Source organism: Lachnospiraceae bacterium KGMB03038 (genome assembly GCA_007361935.1).
Lineage (GTDB): Bacteria > Bacillota > Clostridia > Lachnospirales > Lachnospiraceae > Massilistercora.
Genome location: CP041667.1, coordinates 573,106 through 585,944, shown reverse-complemented (window position 1 = coordinate 585,944; position 12,839 = coordinate 573,106). Strand labels below are relative to the sequence as shown.

At 45.6% G+C, this 12,839-nt stretch carries 18 protein-coding genes; 4 read left to right on the top strand and 14 right to left on the bottom strand.

Features of this window, described 5'->3' with window-relative positions:
* Positions 1 to 7 precede the first annotated feature (7 nt).
* From FND36_02845 to FND36_02795, 11 genes are all read right to left on the bottom strand, one after another.
* Entirely contained in the window at positions 8 to 1,069 is a 1,062-nt protein-coding gene (locus FND36_02845) for a tyrosine-type recombinase/integrase (GenBank protein QDW73072.1), read from the bottom strand.
* A 143-nt stretch (positions 1,070 to 1,212) separates the two neighbouring features.
* Positions 1,213 to 3,729, bottom strand: a complete 2,517-nt coding sequence (locus FND36_02840) for a DNA methylase N-4 (protein QDW73071.1) — start codon at positions 3,727 to 3,729, stop codon at positions 1,213 to 1,215.
* Between the two features lie 223 nt (positions 3,730 to 3,952).
* The gene (locus tag FND36_02835; protein QDW73070.1) at positions 3,953 to 4,795 is read right to left on the bottom strand and encodes a DUF4373 domain-containing protein; all 843 of its coding nucleotides are present in this window, start codon (positions 4,793 to 4,795) and stop codon (positions 3,953 to 3,955) included.
* 9 nt (positions 4,796 to 4,804) lie between these two features.
* Positions 4,805 to 5,245 carry a RusA family crossover junction endodeoxyribonuclease gene (locus FND36_02830; GenBank protein ID QDW73069.1) on the bottom strand — a complete coding sequence of 147 codons (441 nt, stop codon included), beginning with the start codon at positions 5,243 to 5,245 and terminating at the stop codon, positions 4,805 to 4,807.
* Between the two features lie 109 nt (positions 5,246 to 5,354).
* Positions 5,355 to 6,299 (bottom strand): recombinase, encoded by a 945-nt coding sequence (locus FND36_02825; protein ID QDW73068.1) that lies wholly within the window; start codon positions 6,297 to 6,299, stop codon positions 5,355 to 5,357.
* Positions 6,300 to 6,303: 4 nt separating this feature from the next.
* The gene (locus FND36_02820) at positions 6,304 to 7,218 is read right to left on the bottom strand and encodes a DUF1351 domain-containing protein (protein ID QDW73067.1); all 915 of its coding nucleotides are present in this window, start codon (positions 7,216 to 7,218) and stop codon (positions 6,304 to 6,306) included.
* On the bottom strand, positions 7,172 to 7,828 hold the full coding sequence (locus tag FND36_02815) for a YqaJ viral recombinase family protein (GenBank protein ID QDW73066.1): 657 nt from the start codon (positions 7,826 to 7,828) through the stop codon (positions 7,172 to 7,174). The genes FND36_02820 and FND36_02815 overlap by 47 nt, the downstream gene beginning before the upstream one ends.
* Before the next feature lie 401 nt (positions 7,829 to 8,229).
* Positions 8,230 to 8,445: a hypothetical protein gene (locus tag FND36_02810; protein ID QDW73065.1), complete on the bottom strand. Its 216-nt coding sequence runs from the start codon at positions 8,443 to 8,445 to the stop codon at positions 8,230 to 8,232.
* On the bottom strand, positions 8,423 to 8,614 hold the full coding sequence (locus FND36_02805; protein ID QDW73064.1) for a hypothetical protein: 192 nt from the start codon (positions 8,612 to 8,614) through the stop codon (positions 8,423 to 8,425). Before FND36_02805 ends, FND36_02810 begins: the two co-directional genes overlap by 23 nt.
* A 12-nt stretch (positions 8,615 to 8,626) precedes the next feature.
* Positions 8,627 to 8,833 carry a hypothetical protein gene (locus FND36_02800; protein QDW73063.1) on the bottom strand — a complete coding sequence of 69 codons (207 nt, stop codon included), beginning with the start codon at positions 8,831 to 8,833 and terminating at the stop codon, positions 8,627 to 8,629.
* Positions 8,833 to 9,063 carry a hypothetical protein gene (locus FND36_02795; GenBank protein QDW73062.1) on the bottom strand — a complete coding sequence of 77 codons (231 nt, stop codon included), beginning with the start codon at positions 9,061 to 9,063 and terminating at the stop codon, positions 8,833 to 8,835. The genes FND36_02800 and FND36_02795 overlap by 1 nt, the downstream gene beginning before the upstream one ends.
* Before the next feature lie 63 nt (positions 9,064 to 9,126).
* On the opposite strand from FND36_02795, the gene FND36_02790 reads away from it, so the two are divergent.
* Positions 9,127 to 9,681: a hypothetical protein gene (locus FND36_02790; GenBank protein ID QDW73061.1), complete on the top strand. Its 555-nt coding sequence runs from the start codon at positions 9,127 to 9,129 to the stop codon at positions 9,679 to 9,681.
* Here the strand turns inward: FND36_02790 and FND36_02785 are convergent.
* On the bottom strand, positions 9,644 to 9,931 hold the full coding sequence (locus FND36_02785) for a zinc ribbon domain-containing protein (protein ID QDW75519.1): 288 nt from the start codon (positions 9,929 to 9,931) through the stop codon (positions 9,644 to 9,646). The genes FND36_02790 and FND36_02785 overlap by 38 nt on opposite strands.
* A gap of 105 nt (positions 9,932 to 10,036) precedes the next feature.
* Here FND36_02785 and FND36_02780 point away from each other — a divergent pair, with 105 nt between their 5' ends.
* Positions 10,037 to 10,351, top strand: coding sequence for a hypothetical protein (locus tag FND36_02780; GenBank protein QDW73060.1), 315 nt, complete (start codon positions 10,037 to 10,039; stop codon positions 10,349 to 10,351).
* Here FND36_02780 and FND36_02775 read toward each other — a convergent pair.
* A complete protein-coding gene (locus tag FND36_02775) occupies positions 10,341 to 10,523 on the bottom strand; it encodes a hypothetical protein (GenBank protein QDW73059.1) in 183 nt (60 codons plus the stop codon). The genes FND36_02780 and FND36_02775 overlap by 11 nt on opposite strands.
* Positions 10,520 to 10,753 (bottom strand): hypothetical protein, encoded by a 234-nt coding sequence (locus tag FND36_02770; protein QDW73058.1) that lies wholly within the window; start codon positions 10,751 to 10,753, stop codon positions 10,520 to 10,522. Before FND36_02770 ends, FND36_02775 begins: the two co-directional genes overlap by 4 nt.
* A gap of 512 nt (positions 10,754 to 11,265) precedes the next feature.
* On the opposite strand from FND36_02770, the gene FND36_02765 reads away from it, so the two are divergent.
* Together FND36_02765 and FND36_02760 are read left to right on the top strand one after the other, a co-directional pair.
* Complete coding sequence (locus FND36_02765; protein ID QDW75518.1) at positions 11,266 to 11,850, top strand: S24 family peptidase; 585 nt, start codon at positions 11,266 to 11,268, stop codon at positions 11,848 to 11,850.
* Positions 11,851 to 11,906: 56 nt separating this feature from the next.
* Entirely contained in the window at positions 11,907 to 12,728 is an 822-nt protein-coding gene (locus tag FND36_02760) for a PASTA domain-containing protein (protein QDW73057.1), read from the top strand.
* The last annotated feature ends 111 nt before the right edge of the window (positions 12,729 to 12,839 follow it).

Below are 12,839 nucleotides of genomic sequence, written 5' to 3'. Positions count from 1 at the left end.
CTCCTTCCTAAGCCGCAGCTCCATACTGTCGGAATGCAGCCAATACTTGTCCCTGGTCAGTAGCAGCGTAATGAGCGTTAAGCGTCCGCGTGTTGCCGTTTTTATGTCCAAGATACAGTGCGATCAGCTCCCTAGGGCACCCCCGCCGCGTCATATTGGTCGCTGTGGTCTTACGAAATAGGTGCGGGTACACTCGGCGTTTGAGGCCTGCCCGGATTGCCACTGCCTTGATCGCACTCTCAATCCCTGATTTAGTCAGGCGATTATGTGGGGCCTTAAGTGACGCAAATAGCGCCGGATCGTTGTCTCTCCTGCTATCTATGTACTTGCGGACGTGATACCGGGCTGCATCGTCCAAGCAGACGGTCCGATAGCTCCTGGTCTTTTGACCGTACACCACTAACTCTCCAGTCTGCCAATCGATATCCCGGATATCCACAGACGCACACTCTGATACCCTAACGGCCGTGCTTCGTAAAAACTCAATCAGCGCCCGGTCTCGCAAGCATTCCCTATACTCCTTAATCTCAGTAACCTTACTGGATTTTTCCAGCTTACAGGCGTCCCGCATAGCCTCCATCTCCCAGTCCTCCATATATTCAATAGGTTTGTCTATCGTTTTGTAAGGCTCTACTCCGTCCACTGGGTTATCATTGACCAGATGGCTTTTGCGTGCCCAGGTGTAAAATGCGGACAAGTTACGTCTCTCATTATTGACCGTGCTGGCCTGATTTCCCTTGCGAGCATAGGCCTGTAGGTAACACTCCACATCCATATCAGTCACGTCCAGCAGAGACTTATCCACATAGTCGGAAAATCGCCGGATAGTCAGTAGATAATAATTAACGGTTTTAGGGCTCAGCTTTGGAGCCTTTTTGGTCATATATAACTGCAGGATATGCTCATTGGTATTATTCCTAGTAGCCGGAAGCGTTTGGCTCTCTGTAACCTCCACATCAAACAATGCCTGCACGACTACCTGGTTTAGGATATCCAGCACTGCGGCATCAAGGTATGGTTTCATTCCGGTCAATATAGTGTCCCGTAATATCTCTTTCTGTGTATACATAGCTTTTCCCTCCTTGTCTCCCAAGGACCGCTATGGTATAATGTCCTCAGGTGGAAGCGGTAGATATTAGTCTTGGCGGACGGTCTACCGCTTATTTCTTTGCTTCTGTATACTCACCCCATGATTTTTATTTGTCATTCACTCTACATAAAATCAAACAACGTCGGCGTTTCCCGTTCATCCTCAGCCTCTTTTAAATATCCAACTCCATCCCGGAAATAGTCTGGATTCAGTTCGATCCCATATCCATACCGGTTCATTTTCACCGCGGTCATCGGTACTGTCATAAGCCCGCCAAACGGATCCAGTACCACATCCCCCTCATTGGAATACCTATTGATGATACGTTCTACAATATCAAGCTGCAACGGGCAAACGTGCATCTGCTGTCTTCTCCGGCTCTGCGTTGTGTTCAACGTCCGCATACGGTTGATATCGTCCCAAACTTCCATCTGATTCCAGGATCCCGGCGCCACAACCATGAAAGTGGCTGGAAGTTTCCCGTTCTGATCTAATTCTTCTGCCAGTCTCACATGTTCATCATAATCATAGACAGTTCCGCGGCTGTATTTCCGATAGACTGCCTGCAGGTTATCCACAGAAATCTCTTTCAGTTCCTCTTTACTGACAAGGCGATCACCTGAGCTTCTCCAGTACCCATGCGCGTCAATCTGCCACTGTGCCCGTGTATACTCGTCTTTAGTCTTTTTCACCGGATCATCCGCATAGGCGTTTGACCGATCTGAAGGCAGCTTCCGGAAGAGAAGAATATATTCCGGACACCCAACTCCCATCTTGGAACCATCCTTGCACTGCTCCGTCCAGCCAAGGCGATAGGTCTGGTTGTTTTCCCGGACCACATCAGTCACCACGGTGATCATTCCAAAATATTGAAATCCATGTTTCATATAGTGCTTAATGCACATCGCATGGAATGGTTCCACAGTCGGCATTCCCGTCCCCGTGGTATTTCCAAACAGCACCCGGTCCTTCACATGGATTGCCGCCACCCTTCCGGGCTCCAGTACTCGAAAGAGTTCCGGTGTCAGGAAATCCATCTGCTCAAAAAATCGTTCCGTATCCTGGTTATGACCAAAGTCATTGTAATTGGCACTATACTCATAATGGTTCCCAAACGGGATTGAAGTATGGATCAGCCCAACAGAATTGCCTTTCATCCTCCTTGCTTCTTCCACACAGTCATCATGTACCGCCATATAGTGTTTGCCTTCTACTCTCACCGTTTTCACTCCCATCTTTCGTTTCAGTCCCTGCTCTTTCCCGGCGGAAGAAAGACCATATTTCTTCACAATCTCAATCATCTTCTCAATCATGTGATCGTGGTCCTTCCATTTCCGGATCAGTTCTTCCTTGATCTTCCGCTCATTCTCCATATAGATAATGTCGATGATCACCGGTTTATCCTGTAGGAAGCGGTAGCACCGGTGCACAGCCTGGATAAAATCATTGAACTCATAGTCAATCCCAACGAAAATCTCCCGATGGCAATACCGTTGAAAGTTGCAGCCAGATCCAGACAAGGATTTCTTCGTTGCAAACAGCCTGGTCCTTCCTTCTGAGAAATCGATCACCCGTTGTTCACGGATGTCATAATCCTGAGATCCATAAATATCCACGACCTCAGGAAGCGCCTTCTTGATTGCGTGGCGTTCCGCTTCCTGGTCATGCCATAAGACAAAATGCTCTTCAGGATACGCCTCCACGATTTCTTTCAACTTCTGTACCCGGATATCGATCGTATTCCGCTTCACTTCCGCCGCCTGTTTTAGTCCAGCGGCAGCGTCTGTAAAGAGCGTCATCTGACCATCTTTTTCTGTCGCGTCTCCATAGTGGATTGGAATCTCGTGCCATCTCACATCCAAAGGCGGCAACACGTATCCATCGTCTGAATAAGCCGGATCCAGGTCTGACGGCTTTGTGATGAACAACGCCCAGGAGCTCACCCACAGCCAGAACTCATCTTCCATATTGGGGTAGAGTGTCAGGTTATTAGCTTTTGTGCTGTCCCTTTGGAAAAACCTGGTCAGCGCCTGTCCGGTGTCCATGATCTCCAGATATCCTGCGTAATGGATCAGCTCCTTATATCGGTTTGGAGACGGTGTTGCCGTCGCCACCAGCTTATAGGGCACCCCCTTGAACTTGTCCAGAAATGTCTGATATGTCTTACTCCCAAAGGATCTCAGTACACTTGCTTCATCTAAGGACGTTGCCCCAAAATATGACGGATCGATATCTCCATCCCGGACCCGTTCATAATTTGTCAACACAATCTGGCTTTTCGACTTCCTCACCTCGTCCATGGTCCGACAATATTCTGGATCCCTATATCCTGGCCATGTTTCTCTATACTTCAAAAGCTGTGCGGCGTCCCTCAAAAATTCCTGTTTCACACCCAAAGGAAGAACGATCAATGCTCGTCTCTTTTCATGTCCTGCGGCCAATCGGCAAAACTCTAGTTCCTGGATCGTTTTGCCAAGTCCAAAAGATTCAAACAGAGCCCGCCTTCCACCCTTTAACGCCCAGGCCACAGCGTCCCGCTGGTGTGGCTTTAACGCTGGATTGATCACATCCGGATCTACATCAAATCCACTCTCCGGCGCAATCTCTATCTTTGTTTTTAAAAACTCTAAATAATCCATGTCGAAAGGAAGCCAGATATCTTTTCCCGGCCGGGGCTCCCGCCTCCTTTCCGTTTTTACAAAATAATCTTTAATATCTTTGCCCGCCGCTCTGCTACTTCCGAACGGCCAGCATTTTTTCCGTTGCGGTTGATCTTTGAACAGACCATTATCCATCGCAGCCGGAATCGTTCAAAATCCTCCAGGGATTCAAAACCATAAATCTCAATCTGATCTGTCGATATCATGACATATCACCCCTTTTTATTAATCTTCTCTCCAGATCTGCCATGTCATAGTCCCGACCTTGGAAATTATCAAATCCTTTCTTCTTCCCATTCTGCTTGTCCTTTGCTTGCTCCTTTTTCAACTTGTAAAAACTCTTCCATCCTCCTGCTGTGGCTTTCTTTACGATAGCAAGCTGTTCTTTTTCGTCTGTGGACAACTGCAGGAGATCTTCCCTCAATGCCTGGATCTGCTCCGGCAGGATCTCCCCGTAATTACTTTTACGCACAAGGAGGTACATCTGGAAGGCTTTCTCAAGTTCTGGCGGAAACGCAGTATTATATATATTATTTACTTTACTTTTCTTTAGGGATTGTTCCGGTGAATTACTCTCGTTTTTCCCGGAATTACTCTCGTTTTTCCCGGAAAAACCACCAAAAACGGTGCATTTAATAAAAGGTTCCGTTTCTTCTTTTTTCAAAAGCCAGAACCGCCCGACTTCGATCGGATTTTTCTTTGCCCGCTCTTTTACCGCCAGCTGAAATCTCCTCTGTATTCCGGCAGAGGTCAAGACCTTGTCCGACTGAAAAAGTGTGTTATCAAACAGTGACCGTGACAGCAAGAAGTTCAAGACCTGCTTCGCCTTATTCTGATCCATTTTCAGGTCATCAGATATGATATACTCAAAATCATCATCCACCTGTATATAGTAGCCCTGCTTATAGATTCTGCAGAGAAGGTAGATGTATAGTACGATACCATCCCGCCCATATCGGGCTCTCAGTATCTTTATCTTTGGATCTTCAAAGAAATCCACGTCCAGAGGGAAGTATGACAGGCCGCTCTTCTTTGGTCTGGCCAATGTCCTCACCTACCTCCCGCCTAAATATTCCTCAACCGTGATATCCAGCCCTTCCATCGCGGAATAGGCTTTCTTCGCGGACACCAGAACGATCTGGGTGTCATCGTGATATGCCACGCCGTTCAAAGCGTCCGCCACCACCTTCACGATATTGTCCATGTCCGGCTTCTTCAGCGGGAGGATCTCACCTCCCAGCATCTGCTGCTGCTTTTTCTTTGCCGCGCTCTTTGGCGGCAGGAACCTGGCTACAATCCGCAGCGACACCGGGATCTCCCGCTCAAGATAGAACCCGTCCGCATGATTCAGGAATTGATCCTTGATCAGATTTTCATACAGGACGGTCCGGTCTGGCGTGTGAGACATGTGCCGGCCGGATGACGGGCTGTAGAAGGTCCTGGCCCTGGCTTTTCCCTGGGGCTTTCCCGGGACTTGAAAGGTCACTGACCGCATAGGTTTCTCCTTTCCGCCCGCACTGTAGTTGATCCAGCGCGGGCTAAATGTTATTGATAAGTTACATGTGATACATCAACCAAAAAGGAAATGCTCTATCTCTAATAGATTAGTTATTGAAAAACTCTGACTCAATGTCCGGTTTTTCCGCTTTCTGTGGTATCGGCTCTGTCTGCGGATTATTATGATTGTCAGGAACCTCATTCAAGTCCTGATCAGACACCACATCATCCTCTACCGATTCATTTTCTACATAATCCACTGTCCCATCCTCGTGGATCACCGCCATATCCTTATCCACCGCAGTCTGAAGATCAATGCTCATGATTCCCCATTTACTGATCAACTGCCGGAGCATGGTCTTCATGGCCATACCATCGAAATCCTTGAACCAGAAGGAGGAATACTTCCACATCTCTTTCTCTGGAATTTTCCCCTGTTCCAATAGTTCCAGGGACTTTGCCCCGCCATTCCGCTTAAACGCCTGGGAATACTTCTCTGCATGGGCCAGCATTTTCTTTTTTGACCAGTACAGAGTCTTACGGAATCCATTTTCGTACTCAAACATGGCATAATACCCCATGGCCGGGGTTTCTTCCCGGACAACATCATCCTCGATCAATTCCACCTCAATCTCTTCATTCAGAGGATCGTACCGGATCAATTCACCTTCTCTGATTGCAAGTACGTTCAGTTTCTTATAATATCCAGACCGTTCTGCAAGCTGAACATACCCCTTATACCCAAGCTGGAACTGCGCTTCTTTGGCGCCTTTCTTTTTATTGTCAAAAGGCACCATATAGAACTGTCCCAGTTGCGGGGATGGTGACAAATTCAGCGCCTCACCCAGAAGCGCCGCTGATAAGATACTCTGATTTGTACACTCCTGAAGCGCTGGGGTAGTCTGTACAGCCGACACAATAGAAGAAATGAACCGGGTTCCATTCTTTCCACCCACTACACTGTTGATCTGCCGCTTCACAGCGTCCTGCGTCAGATACGCCGTAAGTCCCATTCTTTGCTGACTCTTTGCCAAACTGTTCTGTACTGCCATCTTCTTATTCCACCTTTCCAAATCGAATCTTATTGCCAATCATGTACTGTCTCAAACCCATGATCTGGTCCCTGGTTCCCCATACACGGAAATCCAGACATACCACATCATCCTCTGCTTCTTTCGCTTCCGACTGGGCTTCCTGTGCCGCGGGAACCGCCTCCTGTTCCTGCGCCGAGTGAACGGATCCCTGCTTCGCCGCTTCCTCTTTCCGGCGCCTCTCTTCCTCATAGGCTGCCTTTCGCTTCTGGATATCGGATAGTCGCTGTCCCTCCTGGATTGCCTTAGTAAGATCCAACGACTTCTTATAGACCTCCATAGCCTCAAAGCTGAATTCCGGAAGGTTGCGGATTGTGAAAACATCTTCCCCAATCTGATACATCCGGCTCTTCATCTGTTCCTCGATCTTGGGCATAGACACCGTTGCATTTAACCATTTCTCATCCCAGATCATATCCAAAGAGACAAATGCCTGAAAACCGATCGTTGAAAACAGATCCTTGATTCGCAAGCGTTTCTCTTCCTTTCGCTTCTCCTCCACCTCTTTTATCTGACAATCGATCAGTTGGAGCGGTTCATCGATCATGGCGATCAGTTCCTTTTCCTGCCGCTCGAACTCTTCGTATGGCTCCAGACACAGCTTTTTGATCCGCTTCCGCTCGTCCTCAAATGCCTTCTTCAGCTTGTTGAGGTCTGCCCGGTCCTTCTTTGCGTCCGGGATCGTTGCCTCTGTAAATACCAATCCTCGATAATCCTTCACTTTCTCGGCAACCCAGGCTTTCAATTCTTCTTTGTTCCACTGGATTTCCTTTATGAATCCCCCTTCCTGGGGACTGATGATCCTTAATTCCATAGAATCCTCCTTCTCTTTTTTATATTTCTGGTAGTACGAGAGGCGGCTTCCTGCCGCTCTCCACATACTCCCAAAACTTCTGTTCCTCCCGGAGCAGCATATCCAGATCTTCCCGCACCTCAGACCGCTCAATGAAATAATGTTTCACTGTGGTCCGCTTCTCGCTGTTCCAGTCTGTATTCAAATGCGCCCGGAGTATCACAAATTCATATCCTGTCACAAGCAGGTAGTGCAGCACTTGGATATAATAGTTGTCCGGGATCCTGTCCTTCCACTTCTCCCGCTGCATGGACTGCAGGATATTTGTGGTCTTGATCTCCAGGATCCCGCGGCGGCCATCCATGTCCACCAGTTCCCCATCCAGGGACGCCTGCATAAACGGATACTTGATACTCTGCAGGATCCGATGTTCATGATGTTCTACCTGGTATTCTGGATAGTCCAGCCGGAACAGGGCTCGGATAGGCTCCTCTGCCAGCTTTCCATAGACTACGCAGGGCTTGTCCGAGATGTCCTCCGGGATCCGCCTGCCGATCTTCTCCTCGAAGAGATCGATGTTACTCTTGTATGGATTCATGCCGATCACAGCGCTGGCGTCACTCCCGCCGATCCCGTTCATCCGGCCTTTCAGCCATGCAGATTCATCCGGGAAATCATAGATCTTATATACCTCCATAGCGCCTCCTTAACTGATCACATACGTCAGGCCTGTACCCCTGACATATTCCTCTGCCATTTCTACCGCCGCTTCATAGGTTCCATAGATACATCTCATAGTCCCGTCAGAGCAACGGATGATGTAGAGGATCTCCTTCCTATCCATGGTCCTCCTTCCTGATCCAGTTCCCGGAATAGAACCACTCGATCAGCAGTTCCTTGAAATCCTGCTGATCCTGTGGCGTGCCGTGAAGACATCTCTCCAGAGCATACTCATAAGCCCGGTCTTCTTCCGCGATGGTCCCTTCCTCTGGCCCGATCCCTATGTATGCCATCTTTACATTTCTCCTTTTTTCGATTACAATAATATTGATTAAATCCCAGAGCGCCCGAGGTTGCCGCCTCGTAAGGGCGCTCGTCCTATACGATCCCCCTGATCACGTCCTGGATCATAGCCGTCCCAGAATCACACTCCACATCAACCACCTTGATGTATCCGTTTTTAAATGTGGCGTACACCAGGCTGTTCTGGGGAAAGTATTCCAGGTTATCCAGATCGTGCAGGTTTCTTGTCTCCCGCAATGCTGGGAGTAACAAGTCCAGGATCTTCTGCTTATCCTCTTCCACTCTTCTCATCTTCTTTCACTTTCACACTTTTAATCCCCTTCCCATCCAGCAGATCCGCATAATTCTTCAGGTATGATATCGCCATATTTTTATGGTATTGCGTCTGGTCATCTATATGCTCTGTAGATTCGAGAGTGCGGATGATCTCGTCAATCCTGCTTACTGTTAACCTCTTCATCTTTCCCACTCCTCACATCATCTGCAGCAGCCCCGTGCAATGTGCGATACACAAGACCACTAAGACCGCTATGACCATCTCCAGCGCCAGTGACGCTCGGTAGAGCCTGCACCACCAGCGGTCAAGTTCCCGCTCTTTCCTCCGGATTTCCCGTCGTTTTTCCCAGTCAGTTCCGGGTTTTAACTTCATGGGTTCTACGAATTTTAGGTTATTCTTCATTACATCACCCCTCTCTGTTGCCTTCTCGCCCTCTCCCGCATGGCAACCTCCTTCAGTCTCCAGCGTTCAAACCCCTCTGTATCAAACAGCACAGGACTGGACTTATTGGCCGGATTGATCGGCCAGGCGAATGTCTGACCTGGTGCCGCAATGGCCCGATCCAGGTACGTCCTGGTAAAGCCCATGTCAAGCAGTTCAGTCTTATGCATTACTGGTTTTGGATATTTCATCGTTTCACCTCCTCTAAAAATCTGGTATAATTTTCCTATCAAATGACGAAAGGACGTGACTTCTTGCTTACAAATGAATCTAAAACCATTCTCGATTATTTAATTTCTGCTTTTCCAAACTATGAATCATCCATGATGAATTTTATTGTGATATCAGAAAATACCGGATTATCACTTTCCGCTGTAGATTCAGCCTTGCAATACCTGGAATCTTTAGGATATGTGAGAATCAAACGCTATAAAGGCGGCGGTTTCGTGCAGGATGTCACACACCAAGGTATGCATTATAAAGAACTTGAATCTGTCACAGCTCCCACTGCTCAAACTAACATTTTCAACGCTCCCGTCACTGGATCGGCTATTGGGAATTCCGGCGCCGTAACCATCAACAACGAAATCTCTGTTAATGAAGCCTTGTCTTTTATTCGCTCACAAGACATCTCGGCGGAGGACAAAGCAGAAGCAGAAAAAATGGTCACATACATCGAAGCACTAATTGAAAATGAGGCTCCTTTAAAAAAGGGATTCCTCTCAAAGTTCAGTGATATATTGGCCAAGCATCACTGGCTTCCTGAACTCGCTATGAAACTTCTTTTTCAATACTTAACGGGGCAATAGCTTTATATGGATCATCATGAGTAACACACAGACCGTATTTTCCTCCATTAAAATTCAAGGAGAATGCGGTCACATTATTTATTTCTTTACCATTTATCAGCATTACCCCGGAGCTCACATCCAGGAAAAATGATTTTAATTCCGCATCGTCGCCATCATTTGCTTTTGCCGTTAACGGATATCCGCACTTACAGCAAAACACATCGTCTTCTTTGATTCTTGATTCTGCTCCGCATTTGGGACATTTCACCGTCACACCACCTCCTTCTCCTATTTCATTAAAATATTCATTTTAGACTTGACTTTTAATAGTTAGTCTTTCTGTGGTATAATCCCATTACAGGGAGGTGAATTTATGCAATTAACAAAAGATGCGGATTTACTCGTTTGCTGCGCTTATAAAGAATACCTCGATCGTAGAAAGAGGGGCGTTCCGAAGCGTCAAGCAAATACGTTTCATCCAGATTTTAGGGAAAATACATCTAAATTATCAGGTTGGCTTCATGATGACTATCTATATACAATAGGTGAATTAAAAAGAGCCAACTTTGTTAAAACATATCTGGATGGAACTTTCATAATCACAGAACATTGCATCATCTACATGGAAAACCGCTTTAAAAATGGATTAATAGAAGTCACTGATTTTATTTCTAAATTCATTCCTTAATCCTTTGAATGGGCGCCAAATATGTCTTATCCTTAGATATGTTGAGCGCCCATCCATCTTCTGGATTCCACTCTAGTTTCAGTTCTGTTATAAAGTCCGCTGGCTCACCGTTAATTTTATAAATCCCTTTTTCCAAATCAATATGGATAGAGTTGAATTTTTCTGACTTCATCTCTTCTCTTTCACCTCCTTCTCATCTGTTTTCTCGACAAAATCCCTCGGATCAACTTCGAGGAAAATACATACTGCCACAAGTTCTCGTGCTTTTAGTTGTCTTTCACTATTTTCATTAAACAGGCTGTTGTACAAAGACATATAAGAAATTCCTGTCTGTCTTGACATGTCCGACAGATTGATTGCTTTTCCTTTTATATATTTGGCAAGGTTATCCTCTAAGGACATATCGTTTATCACTCCTTTCTGATATAATATTTTTACGGGTCGCAAATCACCTCTTCGAAGGGAGGTGATACTCACGAAGAAGCACACTGATTCATATGAAGAAGTGAAAAAACTTCTCAAAGAAGGATACAGAATTGTTTCAATCGCGTATTTTGTAAGCAACCCTGTTCCGTCTTACATTTTGGAGAAGTAATTCTCCTGTAACCGTAAACCATCGCTCCAATGCGACCCGTACAACGAATATTTCGTTATAATCATATATTAATATCGATTTATTCGTTTGTCAATATGTCTTAACGAATTTTTCAATATTTTTATTGACTTGTTAAAATGTTTCGTTATAATAGAAATTAAAAGGAGGTGCTTATATGGCAAGCAAAGAATTTTCAAAAAAATTAAAAGAATTGCGCCTTCGTGCCGGTTTTTCTCAAAAACAAGTATATGAACACTTTGATATACCACAATCAACATTCAGTTCGTGGGAAGTAGGAAAGTCCGAACCGTCCGGCGACATGCTACTAAAGCTATGTGAATATTATGAATGTGATATGCTGAAAGAATTTTCACAAGAGAATAGTTCTGGCATTACATACGAGGAATTAAAAATTATTAAAAAATACCGCAGTCTATCCCCCTACGACCAGGAGACCGTTACTACTCTCCTAAATCGTCTTCATGATAGGGAAGAATCACGGAACATTATAGAATACACCTCGACCAGTAATTCGCTGAATAGGTTCATCCCCTATCAACACAGCGCTTCCGCTGGAAGCGGTATTTATATCCTTGGTAACGAAGCCGCAGACCAGTTGGCAATACCAATCGGGCCGGAATATGATGATGTGGATTACGCAGTTAGAGTAAATGGGGATTCGATGTCTCCAGACTTTAATGATGGGGATGCCGCTCTAGTTTCTCAGAGAAAGGAAATGAACATTGGAGATGTTGGGATTTTCGTGAAAAATGGAGAGGCTTTTATAAAAGAATTAGGTGAGACAGAGTTGATTTCCAGAAATCCAGAATACCCTAACATCCCTGTCATGGAAGATGACAATGTCGTTTGCCTGGGAAAGGTGATAGGAAAATTGCAGGTATAACCGCCAAGGCGGATTATATATTTCTCAATGTAAGGTACAAATGAGGAGGGAAAGTTATGAAAAAAGCCTTAATTATAGCAGTCTTAATATGTCTATTATCCGTAGGACTATTAGCATGCGAAGAAGAGAAAATAAAGGTAGCTGATGTTACGGGAATGAATGCTCAAGAAGCTTCCGACCTTTTAAAAGAATCCGGGTTTACAACTGTCACGCTATCTGCAGATTCTTCCGGTGAAAGCTCTATAATTTTAGATTCTTCGAATTGGACTGTTGTAACGCAAACACCAGAAGCCGGTAGTGAAGAAACAGCGGAAACAGAAATCACTTTGTCATGCAAAAAAACAGAAGAACTTGAATCAGATCAGTTAAATGAAGTTTTAAATTTGACTGTTCCAGAGGCAAAAGCAAAATTGGATGATCTTGGGTATACAGCCACATATTTTCATCAGGATTCCGGTTTGGAAATAACAGAAGATTTATCCGTATATAGCGATAGCGAGCTGGGAAAATGGATTGTGACCGGATTGCAATCACACAATATTGAATCTAAGACAGTAGAAGTAATTGTGAATACAAGTGAAAATATTGCCTCAAATGAAGCCTCTTCCGCCATTAAAAAAACATTGGAGGAAACGTTAAGTGCCTCATCTGCTTGGCAGGCTACAGATGAATATGGAAAGTCTCAATATCCATATGGATTTGAGCTTCACTACATTATGGGGAAATTGGCAGAGCAACCAGAAAATGAAACAACCTGGTTTTTGAAAGCTGAATGCACCATTACCAATGAATACGGTGCTGAATCAGATGCAACTTGTGAAGCGAAAGTATCTGGAACTTCTGATAGTCCAGAAGTGACCAGCTTTTCCGTCTATTAAAAAACCGCCCTGGCGCTACCAACACCAGAGCGGCTGTGCACCTCCCGGACATCAGGAAATGCTTTTCAACGAGTCATATGTATTGTATCATTTTCCGGGAGACAGCGCAAG